This window comes from Psychrobacter sp. VH5, assembly GCF_050572635.1.
Lineage (GTDB): Bacteria > Pseudomonadota > Gammaproteobacteria > Pseudomonadales > Moraxellaceae > Psychrobacter > Psychrobacter celer.
The window spans coordinates 1,982,487-2,004,603 of the sequence record NZ_CP192145.1 but is presented as its reverse complement, the minus strand read 5'-3'; the positions used below and the strand labels follow the sequence as shown (position 1 = coordinate 2,004,603).

General features: G+C 48.0%; 21 protein-coding genes. 12 read left to right on the top strand and 9 right to left on the bottom strand.

All coding sequences use genetic code 11. The annotated features are described in order from the left end of the window. Positions 1-53: 53 nt before the first annotated feature. Positions 54-1,277 (top strand): nicotinate phosphoribosyltransferase, encoded by a 1,224-nt coding sequence (pncB, locus tag ACNFVB_RS08430; RefSeq protein ID WP_192992890.1) that lies wholly within the window; start codon positions 54-56, stop codon positions 1,275-1,277. Positions 1,278-1,287: 10 nt separating this feature from the next. On the opposite strand, the gene xseB is transcribed toward pncB, so the two are convergent. The 3 genes from xseB to ACNFVB_RS08415 form a co-directional block, all read right to left on the bottom strand. Then, a complete protein-coding gene (gene xseB, locus ACNFVB_RS08425) occupies positions 1,288-1,545 on the bottom strand; it encodes an exodeoxyribonuclease VII small subunit (RefSeq protein ID WP_430737187.1) in 258 nt (85 codons plus the stop codon). A 60-nt stretch (positions 1,546-1,605) separates the two neighbouring features. Further along, positions 1,606-3,168, bottom strand: coding sequence for an exodeoxyribonuclease VII large subunit (gene xseA, locus ACNFVB_RS08420; protein ID WP_430737186.1), 1,563 nt, complete (start codon positions 3,166-3,168; stop codon positions 1,606-1,608). Between the two features lie 345 nt (positions 3,169-3,513). After that, positions 3,514-3,882 carry a hypothetical protein gene (locus ACNFVB_RS08415; RefSeq protein WP_075102097.1) on the bottom strand — a complete coding sequence of 123 codons (369 nt, stop codon included), beginning with the start codon at positions 3,880-3,882 and terminating at the stop codon, positions 3,514-3,516. A 255-nt stretch (positions 3,883-4,137) separates the two neighbouring features. Here ACNFVB_RS08415 and ACNFVB_RS08410 point away from each other — a divergent pair, with 255 nt between their 5' ends. From ACNFVB_RS08410 to purF, 11 genes are all read left to right on the top strand, one after another. Beyond that, a complete protein-coding gene (locus ACNFVB_RS08410) occupies positions 4,138-4,794 on the top strand; it encodes an alpha/beta hydrolase (RefSeq protein ID WP_430737185.1) in 657 nt (218 codons plus the stop codon). A 101-nt stretch (positions 4,795-4,895) separates the two neighbouring features. Beyond that, the gene (gene zapE / locus ACNFVB_RS08405; protein WP_430737184.1) at positions 4,896-5,996 is read left to right on the top strand and encodes a cell division protein ZapE; all 1,101 of its coding nucleotides are present in this window, start codon (positions 4,896-4,898) and stop codon (positions 5,994-5,996) included. Between the two features lie 223 nt (positions 5,997-6,219). Continuing rightward, complete coding sequence (locus tag ACNFVB_RS08400; RefSeq protein ID WP_241900697.1) at positions 6,220-6,804, top strand: nitroreductase family protein; 585 nt, start codon at positions 6,220-6,222, stop codon at positions 6,802-6,804. A 116-nt stretch (positions 6,805-6,920) separates the two neighbouring features. Then, on the top strand, positions 6,921-8,213 hold the full coding sequence (locus ACNFVB_RS08395; RefSeq protein WP_430737183.1) for an NAD(P)H-dependent glycerol-3-phosphate dehydrogenase: 1,293 nt from the start codon (positions 6,921-6,923) through the stop codon (positions 8,211-8,213). Between the two features lie 74 nt (positions 8,214-8,287). Next, positions 8,288-8,746 (top strand): SixA phosphatase family protein, encoded by a 459-nt coding sequence (locus ACNFVB_RS08390; RefSeq protein WP_430737182.1) that lies wholly within the window; start codon positions 8,288-8,290, stop codon positions 8,744-8,746. Positions 8,747-8,862: 116 nt separating this feature from the next. After that, positions 8,863-10,098: a type II secretion system protein GspL gene (gspL, locus tag ACNFVB_RS08385; protein WP_430737181.1), complete on the top strand. Its 1,236-nt coding sequence runs from the start codon at positions 8,863-8,865 to the stop codon at positions 10,096-10,098. 44 nt (positions 10,099-10,142) lie between these two features. Then, complete coding sequence (gene gspM, locus ACNFVB_RS08380) at positions 10,143-10,718, top strand: type II secretion system protein GspM (RefSeq protein ID WP_430737180.1); 576 nt, start codon at positions 10,143-10,145, stop codon at positions 10,716-10,718. 152 nt (positions 10,719-10,870) lie between these two features. Continuing rightward, the gene (locus ACNFVB_RS08375; protein ID WP_227526442.1) at positions 10,871-11,329 is read left to right on the top strand and encodes a DUF4870 family protein; all 459 of its coding nucleotides are present in this window, start codon (positions 10,871-10,873) and stop codon (positions 11,327-11,329) included. Positions 11,330-11,448: 119 nt separating this feature from the next. Then, on the top strand, positions 11,449-12,483 hold the full coding sequence (locus ACNFVB_RS08370; protein ID WP_075102088.1) for a quinone-dependent dihydroorotate dehydrogenase: 1,035 nt from the start codon (positions 11,449-11,451) through the stop codon (positions 12,481-12,483). Between the two features lie 60 nt (positions 12,484-12,543). Then, complete coding sequence (locus tag ACNFVB_RS08365; protein WP_192992885.1) at positions 12,544-13,041, top strand: CvpA family protein; 498 nt, start codon at positions 12,544-12,546, stop codon at positions 13,039-13,041. Between the two features lie 275 nt (positions 13,042-13,316). Then, positions 13,317-14,852: an amidophosphoribosyltransferase gene (gene purF, locus ACNFVB_RS08360; RefSeq protein WP_430737179.1), complete on the top strand. Its 1,536-nt coding sequence runs from the start codon at positions 13,317-13,319 to the stop codon at positions 14,850-14,852. A 115-nt stretch (positions 14,853-14,967) separates the two neighbouring features. Here the strand turns inward: purF and ACNFVB_RS08355 are convergent, their stop codons facing one another. The 6 genes from ACNFVB_RS08355 to yajC all read right to left on the bottom strand — a co-directional run bounded on the left by ACNFVB_RS08355 (position 14,968) and on the right by yajC (position 21,827). After that, on the bottom strand, positions 14,968-15,327 hold the full coding sequence (locus ACNFVB_RS08355; RefSeq protein ID WP_192992883.1) for an AzlD domain-containing protein: 360 nt from the start codon (positions 15,325-15,327) through the stop codon (positions 14,968-14,970). Continuing rightward, positions 15,317-16,048 carry an AzlC family ABC transporter permease gene (locus ACNFVB_RS08350; protein WP_430737178.1) on the bottom strand — a complete coding sequence of 244 codons (732 nt, stop codon included), beginning with the start codon at positions 16,046-16,048 and terminating at the stop codon, positions 15,317-15,319. Before ACNFVB_RS08350 ends, ACNFVB_RS08355 begins: the two co-directional genes overlap by 11 nt. 235 nt (positions 16,049-16,283) lie before the next feature. Next, complete coding sequence (locus ACNFVB_RS08345) at positions 16,284-17,690, bottom strand: MATE family efflux transporter (RefSeq protein WP_430737177.1); 1,407 nt, start codon at positions 17,688-17,690, stop codon at positions 16,284-16,286. A gap of 307 nt (positions 17,691-17,997) precedes the next feature. Continuing rightward, positions 17,998-19,221: a protein translocase subunit SecF gene (gene secF, locus ACNFVB_RS08340; RefSeq protein WP_430737176.1), complete on the bottom strand. Its 1,224-nt coding sequence runs from the start codon at positions 19,219-19,221 to the stop codon at positions 17,998-18,000. Positions 19,222-19,230: 9 nt separating this feature from the next. Further along, positions 19,231-21,108, bottom strand: a complete 1,878-nt coding sequence (gene secD, locus ACNFVB_RS08335) for a protein translocase subunit SecD (protein ID WP_430738507.1) — start codon at positions 21,106-21,108, stop codon at positions 19,231-19,233. Positions 21,109-21,497: 389 nt separating this feature from the next. Next, on the bottom strand, positions 21,498-21,827 hold the full coding sequence (gene yajC, locus ACNFVB_RS08330) for a preprotein translocase subunit YajC (RefSeq protein ID WP_430737175.1): 330 nt from the start codon (positions 21,825-21,827) through the stop codon (positions 21,498-21,500). Positions 21,828-22,117: the final 290 nt, after the last annotated feature.

Sequence of the window (22,117 nt, the reverse complement as noted above, 5' to 3'; positions counted from 1 at the left end):
CTTTGAGTATTAGGTGACGTTATTTTTTATTTTTGTGTTTCTAAGGCCATAGTATGACCGTTACCTATGCACCTATTATTACCTCGTTACTTGATAACGATTTGTACAAATTCACCATGCTCCAAGCCATGCTGCATCAGTTTCCACAGACGCATGGGGTTTATCGCTTTCGTTGCCGCAATAATAAGGATACTGTCTATCCCTTAGCCGATATCAAAGACGCTCTAGAGCAGCAACTAGATAGTCTGTGCGAGTTACGGTTTTCGGAAGATGAATTAGAATATCTGCGCGGTTTGCGCTTTATTCGTTCAGACTTCGTCGATTATCTCGAGCTGTTTAAGCTCAAGCGCCGTTTTATCACTGTCAGCACCGATGAAAAAGACAGACTGTGCATCGATATCGAAGGACCGATGATACAGGCAATGTTTTTTGAAGTGTTTGTTTTGGCCATTGTCAATGAATTGTATTTTAGTGCCTTATCAGACGCTCAAGTCTTGGCAGAAGGCCAGCGCCGGCTAGACGCCAAAGTTGAGCTACTGCATCATTATGCAGCCGAGCAAAGCAGCTATAGCCCCGATACACCGCCTTTTATCGTGGCTGATTTTGGTACGCGTCGCCGCTTTAGCAAATCTTGGCAAGCGCATGTGGTGGAGACCCTACACAAGGCTGCCCCAAAGATAGTTGGCGGCACCTCAAACGTTTATCTAGCAAAAAAACTGGGAATGACGCCGATCGGTACGATGGCGCACGAGTTTATGCAGGCATTTCAGGCATTGGATGTGCGTTTGCGCGATTCACAAAAAGCGGCGCTGGAAGCGTGGGTCCATGAGTATCGCGGCGACTTAGGAATCGCGCTGACAGATGTCGTCGGTATGGATGCGTTTTTGCGTGATTTTGACTTGTATTTTGCCAAGCTGTTTGATGGCTTGCGTCACGACAGCGGCGACCCCTATGTGTGGGGTGACAAGGCCATCGCGCATTATAAAAAGCTCAAGATAAACCCTAAGACTAAGATTTTGACTTTTAGTGATGGTTTGGATTTGGACAAAGCGTGGGAGCTGCATCAGTATTTTAAAGACCGTATCAAAACCAGCTTTGGCATCGGCACCAACTTGACCAATGACATGGGCATCACCCCAATCAATATCGTGCTAAAGCTGGTCGAGTGTAACGGTCAGCCTGTGGCAAAATTGTCTGACAGCCCAGGCAAGACCATGATTAATAATGACACCTATCTTGCCTATCTTCGCCAAGTGTTTGAGGTGGATACGCCATAATAAAGCGCCACTAGCGGTTGCTGTTTTGATCACTACTCTCTGTGCGACCTTCTTCAGCAAACGCCGCATCTAGCGCTTGCTGTACGGCATTGATGCGGGTTTCGCAGACACGATACGCCGCGATTGACTCTTCGACCGTGGTCATAAGGTTGTCGATATCGGGTTCATCTTGCTGCTGTAGCTGCTCGGCATTGGTTTTTAAAATATTGTAAGCCGCCTTAAAGGTTTTTGGGGCGGCTTTTTTGCGTCGGCGAGTCGGGGTAGTCATAAGGTTTTCCTAAGCTCTGGTAATGGTTTTGGTAGATAATAGGGTTTAAGTAATTAGTTTTTAAACGTTGTTGTCTGATTCGGTTAGCGTATTAGCAGATTCTGTCCTCTTGTGATTGTCTTTAATCTCAACAATCTGTGCCTGTGCTTTACCATCTTTTAAGACGATATGAATGTTTTGCTCAGGATAAAGCTGCGTGCTGCTGGTCAGAATGTGTTTGTCTTTGGCATCAGTGAGCATGGTATAGCCTTGCTTGAGCACACGAGAAGGACGGTGTAAAAGGACAATGTCACGCAGATGCGCGCTATTACGCTGCGCTTGTATGACGCGCAGCTGGGCGGTTTGTATCACTGTTTTTTGGTGGTTTTGACTATAAGTAGAAGCGGCTGCTAATTGCTGATAAGCCAAGGATTGAGTCTGCGCGCGCAGATTGCTGGTGAGTCTGGCGGCTTGCTTAACTTGGCGCTGGGCACTTTGCTGAATGCTACGCCACGCATAATCACTGTCTTTTCGCAGTGCGGTCAGCTGACCGATGGTGTGCGATTGGATATGGCTCAATTGTCGTGACGTTTTTTGCTCAGCCATCGTGAGCTGCTGTGTGGCCGCTTGTTTGATTTGTGCTTGGTATTGCAGCGTTTGGGTAATGAGCTGAGCCAGATGACTGATAATCGCTGCGATGACTTTTGATGGCGTATCAAAGCTAGTATGCGCCACCTCATCTAGAATGACTTTATCCCGCTCATGACCGATGCCGACCCACACAGGAATAGGCTGCTCAGCCACCAATGCTGCCAGCTCATAGTCATTTAAGTAAGCCAAATCGCCCACCGCACCGCCGCCGCGGATAATTACTAATAAATCTGGCAAATGCTGATAGGTATCTTGGAATTGCTGCTGAGCGCTGACGATGGCTTGGCGAATCTCGCTTGGCGCATGATTGCCTTGAAAGGTGGCATGATGGTAATGAAACTGACAAGCACCGGTACTGGCTAAGCGGTCTGCATCGGCCTGAAAGTCGCCCAATCCTGCGGCTTTTTCGGGGGCGATGACCAGCACATGCTCGATATCAAACGGTGTCGGTAGCTGCTGATTGAGGTGCAGGAGTCCTTCGCCCGTTAAGCGGTCGACCATCTCAGCATACTGCCGCGCCAAATCGCCTAACGTGTAGCTTGGATCGATATCCTCGATTGTGAGCGAAAAGCCATACTGCGCATGAAAACCTGCCGATACTTTGAGCAGTACGGTCAGATCGCGCTCAAGCGGCATGCCCGTTGCGCGCTCAAACTTCGCCAAAACGCGGGCGGCCTTAAAGCGCCAGAGGTTGCCGCGGCAGCTGGCCACGACCTTACCATCGTCATCTTTTTCGGCCAACTCAAAATAATGATGCCCACCTTTGCTCGATAAGTTGCGAATCTCAGCCTTCACCCACACGCGATGGTTAAAGGTTTCTTTTACCACCATCTCTACCGCCGACAAGTAGTCACTTAAGCGCAGCACCGTGTCTTCTAAACTGACTTCTAGGCTGTTTTCTTGCTCAGCAAGCTCAGCTTCTAACGTCGCCAAGTCTTTGGCAGGGGCTAGGACTTTGGCTTGTTTGATATTTGAGAGATTGGGTTTGCGCATAATAGGAGACCAAAGCCGACTAAGACATAAAAGTATAAAGTGGGACAGAAAGGTATGAAATGGTTGCTATCAAAACCAAAGAGACCATATCGTAAAAAGCAATGCGGAAAAAAAACGCGGCAAAAAAACAACCGACCCTATCAATCAGAGAGCAAGGCAAGTTGACAATCCGCGAAATAGCGCTGCGTGTATCGCTTGAGGTTTTGAGCTGATGATAGTTTACCTCAAAAGCGCAGTCACAAAAAGAGAAGCCAACCGATCTGCTGCATAAATGCTGTGACAAACAGAAGGGCTGGCGAGTTGCTAGCGGCTGTGTTTACGCACCATCACGTTATTGGCAGCGAATCATTGGCAGCGAAAGCTGATGGTGTATTCATAGTCGTCATCACGCGATAAATCTGGTGAACCGGTACCAAAGATACTACCGAGCACCGCGCCAGCTTGTCCAACCATGCGGCCTGTGCGCTCATCCAAGATACCATTGTAGTTAACTGTGTCCTCAATGATAATTACTTGCTTGCTGCGGCACGTTTTTTGAGCGCTATCGATGGCGTTTTGTTGCGCTTTGACTTTTGTATCGGCGATACCCGTGGTCTCGTAGGTAGCGTTGGCACGTTGAATGACCGGTGATGACGGGGTGCTTTGACAGGCGCTCAAAGCAAGTGCGGCGGCCAATGTGGCACCAAAAGCGGCGGTTTTATTCATAGTAATCATAATGTATTCCTCAATTTAGATGTTGAGTATTGTAATGATAAATGGCACTGACGCTTTGCCAGTCACCACTACACAATCAGTATGAATCTAACCCATTCGGCGCTTTGGTGTCTAGGTAGTTATTGTGTGCGCTCTTACCGTTATCTTACACTTATAAGCATTTAGGCGGTTACTAGGGTGTCTGTACAGCAAATCACTTGAAATATAAACCATATCTAGGATAATTGAGACATTCATTCTTAAGTAAGTAATAATATGCACCTGATTCCTTCTCCTGCTGGCGTGCTCGAGGTCGATGCGCTCTGGCAACAAGACAACCCTAACGATCCCAATACCGATACAGTGGCGCTGCTTTGTCACCCCAACCCTTTGTTTGATGGGACGATGAATAACAAAGTGGTCACGACCATGTACCGCTTTGCTCGCGATAGTGGCATGCATGTGGTGCGGTTTAATTTTCGCGGTGTCGGGCAGTCCACAGGCGAGCATGATTATGCCGATGGCGAAGTCGTCGATGCGATGACCGTGCTACAATGGATCGCTGAGCAAACCGGCGCGCGCAAGCTGTGGTTGGGTGGTTTTTCCTTTGGCGGGTATGTCACCGCGCGCGTCGCCGAACAAGTGCTCGAGGCCTCACATATCTGGGACGTGAGCGATTTTGAGCTTATAAATATCGCGCTTATTGCGCCATCGGTAGAAAAAAACGACAGCAGTGATATCGACTTACCTGCTGATAAGACCTTTGAGATTTATGGTAATGCTGATGAGGTGATTGACCCTGCTAATATGCAAGCATTTGCGGATCGTCTGGGTATCGCCGTCAGTGTGGTCGATGGGGCGGGGCACTTTTTTCATGGGCGTTTGTCTGAATTAAAAAAACTGCTTGAGCACCACAGTTTTTCTGGACGATAGCTAGGATCGATTGCTATGAGCGCCGCCTCAGCTATATACAATCGTAAAAATACAACCATTTGATTTTATTAAATAATTTTTATTAAACAATGAGTCGCATTATGAGTTTATCCCCGTTGCAACGCTACGAGCAAGCCATCAGCACAGGTGAGTTTACGCGAGATGAACAGCAATATCAGGCCATGAGCTACCTCGATGAGCTGTATCACCAGCTCAATGACAGCGTGCCACAAAAAAAGCACTTTTTTAGCTTTTTGAAATCCAAGCCTGCTGCACCAAAGGGTCTGTATATGTGGGGCGGGGTAGGCCGCGGTAAGACGTGGATGATGGACATGTTTTATGACTCATTGACCATCGAGCGTAAGATGCGGCAGCACTTTCATCATTTCATGCAGCGCGTGCACCAAGAGCTTAATGCGCTCCAAGGTCAAAGTGATCCACTCGAAAAAGTCGCTGATATTATTTACAAAGAAGCGGTGGTGATTTGTTTTGATGAGTTTTTTGTCTCCAACGTCTCTGATGCCATGATCTTAGGCGATTTGTTTACCATGCTGTTTAATCGTGGCGTGACGTTGGTCGCCACCTCCAATATCGAGCCAGCAGGTCTGTATAAAGATGGCCTGCACCGTGACCGCTTTTTGCCTGCGATCGCTGAGGTCGAGCACCATACTACGGTGATGAATATCGACTCAGGCATAGACTATCGTTTGCGGGTACTGCAGCAAGCTGAGTTGTATGAGTCGCCATTGACCAAGGCCAATCATCACTGGCTGGCCAACCGTTTTGCCAGCCTGTCTAACAACCAAAAAATCAGCAAAGAGCCCATCGTCATCAATGGCCGCTCGATTAAGGTCAACGCCCGTACCGAAGATATCTTGTTTTGTGACTTTAGACACTTGTGTATGGAGCCGCGCTCTGCTGCAGATTTTATCGAAATCGCCAAACAGTTTAGTACGGTGTTGGTCGATGTGGTGCCAGCCTTAGACGATGATTTACGTGATCCAACGCGGCGCTTTATTTATCTGGTCGATGAGTTTTATGATCGCCGCGTCAAGCTACTGGTGCGTGCCGAGCAGTCTATTCTTGAGCTTTATCAAGGAGAAAAGCTGGCTTTTGAGATTGAACGTACACGTTCGCGTTTGCTTGAGATGCAATCAGAAGACTACCTGCGTACGGAGCATCGCACCGAAGAGGCTGTGTAGCGACAATGGCTGTTGAGTGCAAGGGTGTATAAAGGTATCACAAAGGCATGATATCAGTGTGCGCATGCAATGGTTTTTAGTCGTTTTGAGTAAAAAATAGCTTCAAGGATTATCAAAGCTTGACGCAACCCGTCTGTGACCACAAAATAAATAAGGAGCGGTAATGACTACCTCTGATAAAAATAATAAAAAGCAGTCTATACAAAGTATCGACACGGATGAGATGCCAGTCAATAGTGAAGCGATGATCGGCTGGATTGGCTCGAGGCGCAGCATGGGCAATCTAGACACGCCTGCACCTACCCGTGCTCAGATAGAAGCAGCAATCGCCTGTGCGGCCACAGCGCCTGACCACAAAACGCTGCAACCGTGGCGGTTTATCGTCACCGAAGGTGAGGCGCGTCGTCAGTTGGGCGCGGCATTGGTGAGCGCCGCAAAGGCACAGGCTGCACAACAAGGTGAAGTGCTGACCGAAAAAACCATCAAAAAAACTCATACCATGCCGCTACGTGCACCTGTTATCATAACGGTCGTGACCAACATGCAAGCACACAAAAAAGTGCCGCCTTTTGAGCAGCTGCTCAGCGCAGGCGCCGCTGTCCAAAATATGCTACTGGCTCTAAAGGCACAAGGCTTTAGTACGGTATGGCGGACAGGTTTGCTTTGTAATGAGCCTGCGGTCAAGGCATACTTTGGCGTGGGGGCAGATGATTATATTACGGCTTTTGTTTATACTGGCACCAGTCCTAAGGATGAGCCTACACGCAAGCCCATTGACATTGAACCGCTCATACGTTTTGAGTCATAAGGTTTACAGGCGCTTTGGTTTAGATGCCCACAATATACAATAAACACGGTCGGCATCTTGGTTTTCAATCACGATAATGCTACTTATAATAAGTCAGTCAACACGGATACCAGAACATGACTAGCCCTAACGACAGTAATAAAGACACCAATAACGAGTATAATGACACGGATAAGCAAAGCTCTGATAAACAAAACAGTCTGCTGGCAGGCATCATCGAGCGCGCCACCAAATCAGGTCTGGGCCGTAAAAAGCTCAATCCCAGTGCGGTAGAGTCTGCCGTTGCAAAAAATATGGCCAAAATCCATAGCAATCCGACCAAGCTACGTTTGGCGTTTTTGGGCGGCGGCAGTTTTGGTACTGCCATGGCAAACCTCGCGGCGCGGAATGGCTGTGATACCACGCTTTGGGTGCGCAATAAGCGCACTGTTAAGGCGATGGCAAAAACCCAAACCAACAAAAAATATTTGCCAGGACATAAGCTTGATGATCGCTTAAAATACAGTCATGACTTGGCCGCCGCAGTCAAAGACAAAGACATTGTTTTTATCGCGGTGCCTGGTTTGGCCTTTCGTGAGACACTAAAAAACATCGCGCCTTTTATCAGTGGGCAATCTATTGTTTCTTTGACCAAAGGTATGGAAAAAGACACGTTTGCCTTGATGAGTGACATCATCAAAGAAGAGTTGCCAGAGGTGAATTTTGGCGTGATGTCAGGGCCCAATCTGGCCATAGAAATCATGAAAAACATGCCCTCTGCTACGGTGATTGCGAGTGAGTCTGAGCCGCTGCGTCATGCGGTGCAAGCCGCGCTGCATAGTGCGTTTTTTCGGGTATTTGCCAGTGATGATGTCAAAGGCGTAGAGCTGGGCGGCGCGCTCAAAAACATTTATGCGATTGCTATGGGTATGGCGGCGGCCTATGAAGTCGGCGAAAACACCAAGGCCATGATATTGACTCGCGCTTTGGCTGAGATGAGCCGTTTCGGGGTTGAGGCGGGGGCCAATCCATTGACCTTCTTAGGCCTGTCAGGTGTTGGCGATTTATACGCAACCTGTAACTCAGAGCTCAGTCGCAACTTTCGTATCGGTAATATGCTTGGTCGTGGTATGAATATCGATGCAGCAGTCAAAAAGCTGGGTCAGACCGCAGAAGGGGTCAATACCATCCAGCAAGTGCACGAAAAAGCCACCCGCGAGGGCATCTATATGCCCATCACTCATGCCCTATACGCCGTCATTTATGAAGACAAGGCCGCCTTGGGTGTGGCTTTGCATCTGATGGAAGCTGGGTTTCGTAGCGATGTCGAGTTTGTGATGGCGCATGATCATAGCAATGCAGCGCTGACAGCACATATGAAAAGCTCAGCCAGCAAAACCGCTGACAAGGATAGTGATAAAGACAAATAATACGCCAAATAAAAAGCCGACTTGCTAAAAACTCGCAGTAGATATGCAACGCTTAGGCGGTATTAAGGAAGCTTATGAAAATTATATTGGTACGTCATGGTCAAGCAGAGAACGACATGCGGCCAGACAGCGCGCGTCAACTGACAGATCTGGGTAGAGAGCAGGCGGCGCAAACGGCAGAGTTCGTGATGACACGCTATCAGCCAGATCAGTTTATCGTGAGTCCTTATGATAGAGCGCAGCAAACCTTGGCCGCGTTTCAAGCCTGTGCGCCAACGGTGCCCTTTGTCATACTAGATAACATTACGCCAGCAGATGATGCGCATCAAGCCTTGATCGACCTTGGTCATATTGAAGCCGAGTGCTTGGTTGTGGTGTGTCATATGTCAATCGTCGCTCACATCGCAGGGCTGCTGATAGGGGAGTATCCTGAGTCGTTTGCCTTGGCAGAAGCACGAGTGTTTGAGATGGACTTTGTGATGGCTGGCATGGCGCGGGAAACGGATCGCTTTGTACCGAAGCAGCCTTATTAGCTTGTTTGATGTGATACGTGTTTTGCCTATGATTATGATCGTCACCCAGTAGCAGTTGTCTACACAATAACGCCGTCTACTTTTGATAAATGCTTTAATGATTAAGGACACGCTTAGTGATACATGTTTGGTTACGGGCGCAGCATAGCCCACTGGCTGTCTGGCATGAAGACCTCCAACACTGGCAAAGCGTTGAGGGGTGGCAGCAGCTACAAGAGGGGTATGGGAGTTATAAAGCCAATGGAAAAAATGCAGTCTGTCTGTACTTTCCATCCAGTCATGTATTGCAGGTAGATACTGAGCTAAATACTGCCCAGCTCAAGCAGCTGGGCAATAGTGGCAAGCAGTATTTGTTTGAAGAGATGTCCTTGACTCCTGTGGAGCAGTTGGCCGTTCGCCAGATCAGTCACGCTGAGCGTCATCAATTGTATGCCTTGGCGCAGAGCGATATCGACTCATGGCAACAAAGCGCGCAGTTGGCTGGCATGAGCCTCATCGCACTATTGCCTGATTTTTTGTTATTACCTGCGCCAACGGAGCAGGCCGGTCAGCAAATCACGCTTTATCAAGACGAGCAAACCACTTTGCTGCGCCAGTCTGCATGGCAGGGCATGGCGGTCAGTTATTTACCGCTGATTTTTGAGCGTTTTCCGCACTTAAGCGAGGTGAGCCTTTTGCCGCCTGTCGCCGCTATGGAGCAGCAAGACGAGCTGGACGCTCGGTCTTATTGGTTTGCCCGCACTGCTGAGCTTATCGCTGATCATCAGCTGCTGCTGACGCCGTTATCTGCCTCCCCAGTACCACTTGAAAACCCTGAGCGCCATGCGCTAAATTTCTTTGTAAAATCTGCTGATTCTCAGCTATCGCCGTATTTACGGGTGGCGATGATGGTGGCGTTGGCAGCGCTAGTGCTACAAATAGCAACCGATGGCGTGCAGTGGTATCAGTACCAGCAGGCAGCCACTGCGACCAAAGCTGAGATTGCAAATCAGTATAATTCTTGGTTTGCCAACGAGCCACTGAGCAGTCGCAGCAAGCTACAAATACAGCTGCAACCAAAACTGCGCCATGACAGTCAAGCACAGGCGTCTCATATGGCGACACTGGCACGGCTATCACCCTTGATCAAGCAGTCTTCATTGCATGCGCAGGCTTTGGTGATGCAGCCCTCTGCGCTGAGTTTTACCTTGATTGCTCCTGATCGTGGTAGTCTTGACCAGTTTACCAGCACCTTGATCGCCCAAGGCATCGATGCAAAGCTGGCTCAGGTCAATAGCACTGAGCAAGGGCAGTTCAGTGGTCAGATCACAGTAGCGGTTGCAGAGAATGCGGACTTGCAAGCGGCCTCATAGTCTAAGTCTTTCTTACTTATCGCAAAATCAGCAAAAGGTAGAAAATGAAACGTTTACAGCGCCGTGCCAAGAGCCGCAACAGCATTGCTGAGCCGAGTAAGCCAATAAAGGACAATGCTTTATTGGAGCGCTTTAGTCATTACCGAAACACCCTATCGGCGCGCTGGCATGCCTTGCCATCACGCGATCAGCTAGCGCTAACGGTACTGTCTGTGTTTTTATTGGTGTTTGTGGGTGGTTATGGTGGCTATAGTATGCATCAAGCAGCAACAGACAGTAAAAACGCCTATCAAGCGCAAGTGGCTGATTATTTTTGGCTGCGTGCTCAGGCAGGCAATATCGACAGTCAGGCGCTCACTGCATCTGCCGCCCCAGACGGCGCAGCGGCCATGCCGCCTGCCAGCCGCGTCAGTACGTTACTTGATCATTCAGGCATTGCCAATGCGCAAGTCGTCGCGGCGGGCGATGCGGTACAGCTCAGCTTTGATCATGCCAGTCAAGCGGTGGTCAGTGGCGCACTTGCCAAGCTGCAGCAGCAAGGTTGGCAGTTTACTCAGCTATCGATGCAACAAGATTTGACCAGTCAGCTGATACAAGTACAAGCGACCATCGCTCAGTGAGTCATCTATGAGCGTCAATCACGGCGCTCACGCTACAGAGTCATTAGCCACTGAATCATCTACGGCAGGCTATTGATAGATGCACCATTGAAAACCTCTTTGTTTGACACAATGAACTAAGTATCAGTCACTGTCAGATATGGATGCGTACAATGGCCAATTATCCTATAAATAACAATAACGATAGCAATCAGGCGAAGAATACTATGAATAGCGACAAACGCCGCTCCTTAATCACTTACAATCACATCACTTATCTGCTCTATGTGGTCAGTTATTTTACTGCAGGTCTGTTGTGGATTGTGCCGATCGTGATGAACTATGCTAAGCGTCATGATGCCGATGGCTCATGGCTTGCTACTCATTTTGATTGGCAAATCAAGACCTTTTGGTACAGTATTGTTTGGTTTGTCTTGGGCATTGTTATTATTGCCTTTGCGCTCGGTGGATTTGGGGTAAGTATGTTGACCGATAGTAGCAACAACATGGCCATCGGTTCGGTACTACTGGCAGGGGTTGGATTGCTAATAATGCTGTTTACTTTTATTTGGCATCTCTACCGAATCATCAGAGGTTGGATTGCACTCACAGACAATCGCCCTGTGCCTTAATATAAAAATTTAGCCCATGAAACTTTGCTCTTATTTCTGTTAAGCTGATATAATCGCAGCGCTTGATCTTATTCGCACTTTTCATTCACCATAACTTTCGAGCAGGGTCTGCCACCATTATGTCTTATGCCTTACTTCGCCCTTTTTTGTTTAATATGGATCCTGAGCACGCCCATGAGATGACACTGTCTTTATTGGACAAAGCGCACAGAGCGCGTGTATTGGGGTTGGCCTATGGTCAGTTGATGCAGCCCACTGACTGTATGGGATTGCAGTTTTCCAATCCTGTGGGGTTGGCTGCTGGACTGGACAAAAACGGCGATTATATCGATGCGCTGGCGGAGCTGGGTTTTGGCTTTATTGAGGTCGGGACCGTCACGCCTCGAGCGCAGGCGGGCAATGAGAAACCTAGACTCTTTCGAATCAAGCAAGCCGATGCGATTATCAATCGTATGGGGTTTAATAATCAGGGCGTTGATTATCTGATAGAAAACGTTAAGCGGTGTAAATACAAAGGCAATATCGGAATTAATATCGGCAAAAACGCCGACACCCCTGTAGAGCAGGCGGCCGATGACTATGTATACTGTCTTGAGCGTGTCTATCCGCATGCCTCTTATATTACGGTCAATATCTCCTCGCCCAACACCAAAAACTTACGCGATTTACAAAGTGGCGAAGCACTGACGCAGCTGCTGCATACGATCAAAAACCGCCACAGTCAGTTGGCTAGCGAATATGGCTTTTATGTGCCATTGGTGCTAAAGGTCGCTCCAGATTTAGAGCCATTACAAGTTGACTATATATCGCAGCAATTAATAGACTTTGAGATTGACGGTCTAATCGCAACCAATACCACGCTGAGCCGAGTCGGGGTTGAGGATCTGCGAGATGGCGACCAAGCAGGCGGGCTATCAGGTCGTCCTGTGAGCCATACCAGTACCCAGATATTGCAGCAGTTCTCAGATCAGCTAGAGGGCAAGGTGGCACTGATTGGGGTTGGCGGTATCGACAGCGGTGCCAAAGCGGTCAAAAAAATCGAAGCAGGGGCCGATATGATACAGCTATATACCGGGCTTATCTATCGTGGGCCTGGTCTGGTACAGTCTTGTATTCAGGCGATCGGCGGCTATTATGACGCCATGGAAAGCTAAAGCCTGTCATCAGTGGCACTCTCTCACCATACAAATGATAAAACCAATGAGGCATAGGACATGAGTGGTTTGGATATCGTGATTGCTATCGTCGTCTTGGTTGGACTGTGGCGCGGCTTTCAGGTAGGGCTGATTAAGACAGCAGTGGGTTTGCTGGGCTGGTTTGTCGCCCTTATCGCCGCCACTCGGTTGGCAGGTTCGATTGCTCCGCAGCTGGTGGGTGTGGTGCAAAACCCTGTTTTGCAGATAGCCATGGCGTTTTTATTGGTGGTGATTGTTATTTTGGCCATTATGCACTTGGTTGCTTTTGTATTCTCCGGTGTCCTTCAGACGCTGCGTTTGGGTGTGTTGGATAAAATGGCAGGCGGTGTACTTGGTGCGGCAAAAAACGTACTGATGGTCTTGGTGGTATTGAGTGTCAGCGCGCCTCTGCTGGTACAAATGCCGCAGTGGCAAACGTCCGTCCTCGCGCCAGAGCTATTGCCTTATGCACCGATGGGTAAAGCCTTGGTGTCAGACGTACTGGGCATGGCGTGGGATCAGGTCAATCAGTCTTAAGCGCTCGATATCATCGGCCAATTTTGGTTAGACCAAATGTTATGACATTATCTTCGTATTTTTCCTTGATAAAAAATGATTTGATAGCAATTACAGCTCATAAACGGGCAATCGACATTCTAGAGTCGATAGCGGGCGTTTTTGACAAATAACACATCAGTGTAGTAAGAGATATCATCAGGTAGATGGCAAGGCGATGCTGGCTGCTAAACAGGCCGCTCTACAGTCTCGTCGTCATTGTAGTACTAATGTATGGGTCAAAATAGGATAAAACTATGTGTGGAGTCGTTGGGGTTGCAGCTCATGAGCCAGTCAATCAGATTCTTTATGATGGCTTGACGATGCTACAGCATCGCGGTCAAGATGCAGCAGGTATTGTGACGTTGCAAGATGGACGACTCTATCTGCGTAAAGAAAACGGCATGGTCCGTGATGTGTTTATGAACCATCATATGATCAAGCTGGTCGGCAAATTTGGTATCGGCCACGTACGCTATCCAACAGCGGGCACCTCTAGCAGCGCAGAAGCTCAACCATTTTATGTCAACTCGCCTTATGGCATCACCTTGGCACACAATGGTAATTTAACCAATGCTGAGAGTTTGGCAAAAGAGCTGTACATCGAAGATCGTCGCCATCTAAATACCGACTCTGACTCTGAGGTCCTGCTCAACGTACTAGCGCATGAGATGCAAAACTTGGGCAAAACCAGCCCAAGCGCTGACGATATTTTTGAAGCGGTAAAAGCGGTATATAGCCGCTGCGAAGGCGCTTATGGCGTGGTCGCTTTGATCACAGGTCACGGCTTATTGGCGTTTCGTGATCCAAACGGTATTCGTCCGCTGATTTTTGGTAAGCGCATGGCACCCAACGGCGGCACCGAATACATGGTGGCATCTGAGTCTGTGGCATTGACAGGGTCAGGCTTTAGCATTATTCGTGATGTCAAACCAGGCGAAGCAATTTTTATCGATTTGGATCACAAGCTGCATACCCATCAATGTGTTGAGCAAAAAGAATACACGCCTTGTATCTTTGAGTATGTTTACTTTGCCCGTCCAGACTCTATTATGGACAATATCTCAGTTTACAAATCACGCTTGCGCATGGGCGAAAAACTGGCAGACAAAATCCTTGCAGAGTGGGGCGACGATCATGATATCGACGTGGTGATTCCTATTCCAGACACCTCGCGCACCTCTGCGATGGAGCTGGCGCTAAAGATGAACGTCAAGTACCGTGAAGGGTTTATGAAAAACCGCTATATCGGGCGTACCTTTATTATGCCAGGTCAGCAGCAGCGCAAAAAATCTGTCCGTCAAAAGCTCAGTGCAGTACCGCTTGAGTTTAAGGGCAAAAACGTACTGTTGGTAGATGACTCTATCGTCCGTGGTACGACTTGTCACGAGATCATCCAGATGGCGCGTGATGCTGGTGCCAACAAAGTGTTTTTTGCTAGTGCCGCGCCGCCAGTCAAGTATCCAAACGTGTATGGTATCGATATGCCGGTGCGTAGCGAGCTGATCGCCTCTGGCCATACGGTAGAGGAAGTGCGTGATATCATCGGTGCTGATCGTTTGATTTTTCAAGATTTAGAGGATTTGATTGACGCGGTCAAGGACACCAAGTACAGCAAAGTAGAAGGGTTTGATTGTGCCGTGTTTAATGGCTGCTACATCACAGGTCAAATCAACGAAGCCTATCTTGACCATCTACAAGAGCAGCGCAGCGACACTGCCAAAACAGGTAAAAAAGGCGTGCAAATCGTCGCCGACACGCCAGTCGATATGATGGGCGTCGAAGAGCTATAATGTTCTCACTGAGCAGCCGCTCATAGTATCTAATAAAAAGGCTGGACTCTTATCAGAGTTCAGCCTTTTTCATCACAAGATAAAGATAAGATAAAGCGGTGCTGCTATAAAACTGTTAGCCCAAAAACTGAGTAAACAGCCATAGCAGCCCATTAATGGCAGCGATACCAACGACCATACTGACCAATAACTGACGGCTGATATGATAAATCAGTAGCACCAACAGTAGCGCGCCAATCTGTGCCATCAGCAAATGTAGCTCTGCGCTATGCATACCGGTGGTTACTGATAAGTTTTGATAAGAAAGGCTGGTAAGGATAAGCAGCACCATCACTGATAAGGGCAGGCTTTCGTTTAAACGGTGTAGCCACGGCGTGTCCAGCAGCTTTTTTGGTATCAAAGCGGGGAGTGCACGCGTCACAAAGGTCACTGCAGCCATTGCAAAGGTGGCCAAAATCAGATAACTACTGCTCATGAACGTCTCCTTTTGTACCGCGCTGTACCCAAAAACCACGTGCCAAAATCATCAACATACAAATAAAAATGGCCACCAATAATAACCAGTTGCTGGTAAATAGTGAGGCAATCAGTAACGCAACAATGGCAATGCCAATAGGAAAATAGCGTTTGATGCTCTGAAACTGCTCATAGGCCAATATCGCAAACAGACAGACCAGCGCAAAATCTAAATGCGGCACCATATCACTAAGGGTGCTGCCGATCATCACGCCGATCGCGCTCGCCAACACCCACCAGCTTTGGTTAAACAGACTAATGGGTAAAATGAGCGACCGCCTTGATTCCTGAGGTAGGCTGGTCATCATCGAAAATGTCTCGTCGGTCAAGGCAAACAAACAGTAGGCTTTAGCGATTTTATTCTGCGGGAGAGAGTGGAGCAATGGCATCCCATAAAACACATGACGCAGGTTAATTGCGGCAATATTGGTTGCCATATTGCCAATCGGTAGGCCGGCACTTAGCATGGGCAAGCAGGCGTACTGAGCGGCGCCTGCATAGAGTACGACACTGAGCATAATGGTCGCCCATATAGGGATGCCCGCCACCTGCGCGAGCACACCAAATGCTATCCCCGCTGGCAGATAACCCATTGCCACAGGCAAACTTTTTTTAAATCCCTCGGCCCAGTTATAGTGGGCCCTATGCTGCTGATGTAATAATTTTGATTGAGTAGTCACGTGACATCCTAATTTTCTTACTGACTTTTTTTATTAACTTGCTATAACGTTTTTATATCGAACTGACGATATCAACATCGGAGCAAATACCGCCTTACGCGTCTATAGTTAGCTGAATGTAAAACTGTTATGGATTTAAACGCGCTACTGGTATAAATTTTACTTGCGTGCTGCGTTCCCAGAGGCTGCACAAAATTTATCCCAGTAGCGCTATGACATTTTTAGAGTGTATCGACTATATTTGGAGCTTTTCATAATCGCCTGTCTGATGAGCGCGGTATAAAAAACCTATTAAAATAATAAGTCTGAGTAGCAATAGGCTCCAGACGCTGAGCCAAATACCAGTCATATCCCACTGCTGATAGAGTAGCCAGCTTAGCGGAAAAAAGACAGCCGCTAAGATAAGCGCGGCATTCCGAATCACCTTACCAGCAGTCAGACCAAAAAATATGCCATCCAGCCAATATGCGCCCACACCGACTAAGGGTAAGAGCACTGCATACCAGTGATATTGGTCAGCTAAGCGAAACACCGCCTCGATATTGGTCATAAATGGCAGGTAGATAGGCATGGCCAGCCACCAAACCGCGCTTAATAAGATAGCCAGCGTGTAACTGACGAGCCCAGTGCGCTTGATAACGACGCGAAAGCTTGCCCAGTCGCGTCGCCCAGCTGCCTGTCCGCTCAGCGTCTCAGCTGATACAGCGACGCCATCTAAGGCAAAGGCAGATATGCTCAATACTTGTAATAATATGGCATTGGCCGCCAATATAACATCGCCACTTTGAGCAGATAGACGGGTAATCCAAGCAAAGCTTAACGTTAGAATCAGCGTACGTATAAAGATGTCTTTATTCAGTGAAAATAGCCTAAGCATTTTCTCTTTAGTAAAATGCTGGCTGTCAGCACAAAACAAGGTTTGCCAAGATATCTTTAGGTGCCGGCAGCTCAGCCATAAAGCCAATAATACACCTGACCAAAACGCAATGGTGGTGCCCAGTGCCACACCGACCAGCTCCATCTGTAACCCAAAGACAAAAAACAGCGTTAGGATAATGTTGAGTATGGCAATAAAGCCCTGCTGATACAGCATATAACGGGTTTTGCCTTGCCCTGCAAACCAGCCAATAAAAGCAAAGTTCATCAGCTCGGCGATGACACCCCAAAAACGCACATCCAAATACGTCTTGGCCGCGCGGCCACTTTCAGGATTGGCCGATAGTGCCTGTAGACCAAAATCTATCAGCCAAGGCTTTGCCAGCAGCAATAACAACCCGATGGCCGTGGCTAATAATAAAGCACGCTGTAAGATGGACAATAAAGGAGTGATAGCATGATAATCAAGCGTGTTTTTATCTTTGCTTGCTACGTCCAGCTGCCCCAGAGCTTGCGCGGATAGTCCAGACGATGCATATTGCAAAAAGTTAAAGCTAACCAGCAGTAAAGACAGCAATTGTATCGCAAGCCCCATACCTGCAAGCTTAGCGGTATCATTCATATTGCCGACGATGGCCGTATCGATCACGCTTTGTAGCGGCATGGCCAGATTTGCCAGCAAAACTGGCAGCGCAATTGCGATGATGCGCGCGTAGCGGATATCAATCGGTGGTAAGGCGTTAGCAGAGGAGGCGGTAACTGACATTTTTGACCCGTTTTATGCCCTTTGTTAAAGACAGTGCGCTGTCGTAGGCGATGCTAAATAAAATCAACATACAATATGATGATACGTGATAGACATACATCTTTTTGCTGGCTGAGGCTGTCTTATATTGACCTGATTGTGGTCAGTAGTCCGTAAACGCAGCAAAAAGACAAAAGCACCTAGACTCATAGCTGGTGAGTCAGGTGCTTATTTTTACACGCTATTATTGTATTAAAGATACGAATTTTGTGTTTATATTGTCAGTTGGCCATGAGATAAGAGAATGCCATCATGGCCAAATACGGCTTTATTCGTACATTTTTGGATCGTTAAACGTCACGATTTCTTCTTCAAACTCAGGCTTTACTTTTACAATAAAGTCGTCACGTGACAGTCCCATACGCAGTGGGATTGAGCTTGCGATGTAAGTCGATGAATACGTACCAGCCAGTAGACCAATAAATAGCGCTACTGAGAACCAGTATAGTCCATCACCGCCTAAGAACATCATGGCCAATACCACAAGTAACACGGTTGAGATGGTCATAATCGTACGGCGCAACGTCTCTGTCAAAGACAGGTCAATGGTCTGTCGCGGTGAGATACCACGGACGCGGCGGAAGTTTTCGCGAATACGGTCATAGACGACAATCGTATCGTTCAATGAGTAACCGATCAAGGCCAAAATAGCAGCCAACACCGTCAAATCAAATGGAAAGCCGAATAGGGCAAAGACACCAATAGTAACGATGGCGTCATGAAACAGCGAAAGCACCGCTCCCAATGATAGCTTAAATTGGAAACGTAGGGCCACATAACCGAGCATACAAACCAGCGCCAGTGCCAACGCCATGACGGAGTTTAAATACACTTCGTTGCCCACTTGGCTACCGATGATATTGACGTTACTGATATCAGCAGCATTATCGGGCAGTGTCAATGCTTGGGTCAAGCTGGCATTTAGTCCATCGACATTATCAGACTGCGGCGGTAGGCGTACTAGCAATTCTTCTCGAGTACCCAAATACTGTACCACAGCATCATCAAAGCCACCATCGGCTAAAGCCTGTACGACCTCTGCTTGCTCGACAGGTTGCTCATAGCGTACGTCTGCTGAGACGCCTCCGGTAAAGTCAAGGCCTAGGTTTAGGCCATTGACCGCAATTGCAATGATACTACCAATGACCATCAAGAGCGATAAAAGCGCCATTGGCTTTTCTATCTTCATAAATGGAATGATACGCTGATCGCCTATCGCTTTGATGCCGCCTTCTGCTTGCGCTGCTGCATAGTCCTCTGCATCACCTATATCCAGATTTGGATCGATGGCTTGGGTGCTGAGCGTTTGTGCGGCGTTATCACCGCTATTGCCGCGGCGTGCTCTTTTTGATTTGGCTTGGTTGTTGCTGCCTTTGCCATCACGGCGTGGTTTTTTGCGACGGCGCGTGCTGCTAGCGTCTGTGTTTGAGCCGCCTGGACCATTTCGATCTGGATTGCTTTGTTCTAAAGGGTTGTTCTTATCGATCGCCATAGTGTTCTCCTAACCGATGCTCAAACGTTTGATAGATTTACGCTTACCATAAGCAATTTGTACCAACGCACGTGTCACCATGATGGCGGTAAATAGTGAGCTGACAATACCGATAGCTAACGTAATTGCAAAGCCTTTGATCGGGCCTGTACCGATGGCAAACAAGATAAACGCCACCAACAATGTGGTGAGGTTGGCATCAAAAATACTACTAAAGGCGCGAGCAAATCCTGCCACAATAGCGGATTTTGGCCGTACGCCGTTGGCCAGCTCTTCGCGTATACGCTCAAAAATCAGGACGTTGGCATCGACCGCCATACCGATGGTCAAAACGATACCTGCAATGCCTGGTAGAGTAAGCGATGAGCCTAAAATCGACATAATAGCGATGATAATAATGACGTTTACCGCTAGAGCCACGTTGGCGATGACACCAAAGAGACGATAAAAAACAATCATAAAGGCAAAGACCAGCAAATAACCGACCTGCGTCGAAAATAAGCCTTTTTCGATGTTTTCTTGACCGAGTGATGGGCCAATGGTGCGCTCTTCGACGAAATACATCGGAGCCGCTAAAGCACCTGAGCGTAGTAACAGTGCCAGTTCAGCTGCTTCAGCACTACTATCTAGCCCCGTGATGCGGAAAGATGAGCCAAGTACCGCTTGAATATTGGCGCGGTTGATGACCTTTGCCTCAGCGTAAGGCGTGCGTACTTCGACGGTCTCGCCAGTCTCTGGGTCTTCTTCATAGGTGATTCTTTGTTTGTTTTCGATAAACAAAACCGCCATCTGTTTGCCAACAGCAGTACGGGTGGCATTTTGCATTAGCTTACCACCAGCACTGTCTAGCGTGATGCTCACTTCTGGCGAGCCGTTTTCGTCGACGCCTGTCTGTGCATTGGTGACTTTATCACCTGTGACGATGGCTTGACGCTCTAGCAGTACTGGAGGGCCATCGAGCGTCTCAAAGGGAAAAGCCTCAGTGCCTGCTGGTGGAATGCCGCCTGTGTAGGTGTCAGCGTCTTCAGCGACCATGCGAAACTCAAGGTTTGCCGTACGTCCAAGGACACGTTTGGCCTCGGCTGTGTCCTGTACGCCAGGTAGCTCTACCACGATACGGCTAGCGCCTTGTGACTGTACGAGGGCTTCAGTCACGCCCAGCTCTGCAATACGATTACGTAGGGTCGTGAGGTTTTGATTGACCGCGTAGCTTTTGATCTCATCGAGGGTGGCGTCATTGTATGCCAAGATTAGCGCTGGGCCTTGCTCATCAATCGAAGACTGCAAATTAAAGGTATTGCCCATTGAGCTTTGTAGGATGTTTTGAGCACGGTTACGCGCGTCCGTATCAGCAAAATGCAGTACGATGCTTTGATTTTCAGTTTTGATGCCTTTGACCGCCACTCGTTCAGCACGTAGCTCACGGCGCATATCACGGCTCGCACTACTTAAGCGCTGCTCGAGAGCTTTATCCATATCGACTTCGAGGACAAAGCGCACACCGCCGCGCAAATCCAGACCAAGTTTCATCGGTTTTGCGCCGATGCTACGTAGCCACTCTGGCGTGGTCTGTGCTAAGTTGAGCGCCACGACATAGTCCTCGCCCAGATTTTGACGCAATACTTCTTGCGCCTTGAGCTGATCGACTGGGTTTTTTAGGCGTACCAGCGCACTGTTGCCCTCAAACGTACCATCATGACTGTCCAGACCTGCCTCAGTAAGGAGTCTTTGTGACTCGGTCAAAATATCTTCAGACAGCTGGGTACCTGCGGCAGCACTGGTAATCTGTACGGCAGGTTCGTCAGGGTAGAGGTTGGGGGCAGCATACAGACCGGCAATGATAAGCACGACGGCGATGAGTAAGTATTTCCAAGCGGGATATTGCATAATCACTTCTTTAGGTTGATAAACGACTGGCGACGTAGGCCACAAGTTAGCAGATGGGAAGTTAGCGATAGCAATGGCCGAGTGCCGTATTTGGCAGTCGTTGTCATGTACCATTGCGATCATCCGCGATGATAATAAAGCATAAAACAATAAAGCAATAAAGCAAATAATACAGATGACGCTTTGCGCCGTCATCCAAAATATCTGTTATCGAAAGATTATCGATAACATAAAACTGACAACTTATCGCCGTCTTTGGCATTATAAAATGCAAGGTTTTGCTACTTTATAGCGAAAAACGACCGTAGACAAGGTACGGTCATTTTTTAGGCACGTACGTATTTATCAGTGCGACGAGCGCACAATCATAAATACAGCACGGCTGATAATTATACGCTCTCGATAGTGCCAGCAGGCAATACTGAGATGACAGAAGCGCGCTGTATCTTCACATCTGTGTTGTCGTTCAAGCTGACGACAGCATAGTCGCCCTCGATGTCTTTGATACGACCCATCAGACCACCGGCAAAGATAATCTCATTGCCGACACTAAGCCCATTGACCATAGCACGATGCTCTTTGGTACGCTTAGACTGCGGGCGAATGACCAAAAAATAAAAAATCGCAAAAAAAGCGACAGGCAATAAGATCTGGCCAAATATTGACGCAGCGCCTGCAGTTTCTGGGGCCGCATGGGCGGCTTGGATAAATAGCAACATAATTTACTCTCAGTAAGTCATAGACAATAATAAAATTAGACGCATAGTAACAAAAAATCCCAGACTTGGTAACTGTTAATCATAAGCTGGGTGTGTTTTCTCTGGTATATCGGGCGATTGATCGCATCAAATGCTAGCCAAAAACCCGTATGACGAAACGTAAAACCTCGGGGATAAACGGCGTACCTAAAAAATCGCACTTAAAAAGCGCGGCTTATTGTGAAATATTATCATCAATGCTACTATCAAATGGCAATAATTGCCGCCACACGATACCCAGAGGGTAGGGC

Bases quoted from the DNA above. Each gene is read 5' to 3' on its own strand.
- pncB (WP_192992890.1), top strand. From the start codon at position 54: ATGACCGTTACCTATGCACCTATTATTACCTCGTTACTTGATAACGAT.
- xseB (WP_430737187.1), bottom strand. From the start codon at position 1,545: ATGACTACCCCGACTCGCCGACGCAAAAAAGCCGCCCCAAAAACCTTT.
- xseA (WP_430737186.1), bottom strand. From the start codon at position 3,168: ATGCGCAAACCCAATCTCTCAAATATCAAACAAGCCAAAGTCCTAGCC.
- ACNFVB_RS08415 (WP_075102097.1), bottom strand. From the start codon at position 3,882: ATGATTACTATGAATAAAACCGCCGCTTTTGGTGCCACATTGGCCGCC.
- ACNFVB_RS08410 (WP_430737185.1), top strand. From the start codon at position 4,138: ATGCACCTGATTCCTTCTCCTGCTGGCGTGCTCGAGGTCGATGCGCTC.
- zapE (WP_430737184.1), top strand. From the start codon at position 4,896: ATGAGTTTATCCCCGTTGCAACGCTACGAGCAAGCCATCAGCACAGGT.
- ACNFVB_RS08400 (WP_241900697.1), top strand. From the start codon at position 6,220: ATGCCAGTCAATAGTGAAGCGATGATCGGCTGGATTGGCTCGAGGCGC.
- ACNFVB_RS08395 (WP_430737183.1), top strand. From the start codon at position 6,921: ATGACTAGCCCTAACGACAGTAATAAAGACACCAATAACGAGTATAAT.
- ACNFVB_RS08390 (WP_430737182.1), top strand. From the start codon at position 8,288: ATGAAAATTATATTGGTACGTCATGGTCAAGCAGAGAACGACATGCGG.
- gspM (WP_430737180.1), top strand. From the start codon at position 10,143: ATGAAACGTTTACAGCGCCGTGCCAAGAGCCGCAACAGCATTGCTGAG.
- ACNFVB_RS08375 (WP_227526442.1), top strand. From the start codon at position 10,871: ATGGCCAATTATCCTATAAATAACAATAACGATAGCAATCAGGCGAAG.
- ACNFVB_RS08370 (WP_075102088.1), top strand. From the start codon at position 11,449: ATGTCTTATGCCTTACTTCGCCCTTTTTTGTTTAATATGGATCCTGAG.
- ACNFVB_RS08365 (WP_192992885.1), top strand. From the start codon at position 12,544: ATGAGTGGTTTGGATATCGTGATTGCTATCGTCGTCTTGGTTGGACTG.
- purF (WP_430737179.1), top strand. From the start codon at position 13,317: ATGTGTGGAGTCGTTGGGGTTGCAGCTCATGAGCCAGTCAATCAGATT.
- ACNFVB_RS08355 (WP_192992883.1), bottom strand. From the start codon at position 15,327: ATGAGCAGTAGTTATCTGATTTTGGCCACCTTTGCAATGGCTGCAGTG.
- ACNFVB_RS08345 (WP_430737177.1), bottom strand. From the start codon at position 17,690: ATGTCAGTTACCGCCTCCTCTGCTAACGCCTTACCACCGATTGATATC.
- secF (WP_430737176.1), bottom strand. From the start codon at position 19,221: ATGGCGATCGATAAGAACAACCCTTTAGAACAAAGCAATCCAGATCGA.
- secD (WP_430738507.1), bottom strand. From the start codon at position 21,108: ATGCAATATCCCGCTTGGAAATACTTACTCATCGCCGTCGTGCTTATC.
- yajC (WP_430737175.1), bottom strand. From the start codon at position 21,827: ATGTTGCTATTTATCCAAGCCGCCCATGCGGCCCCAGAAACTGCAGGC.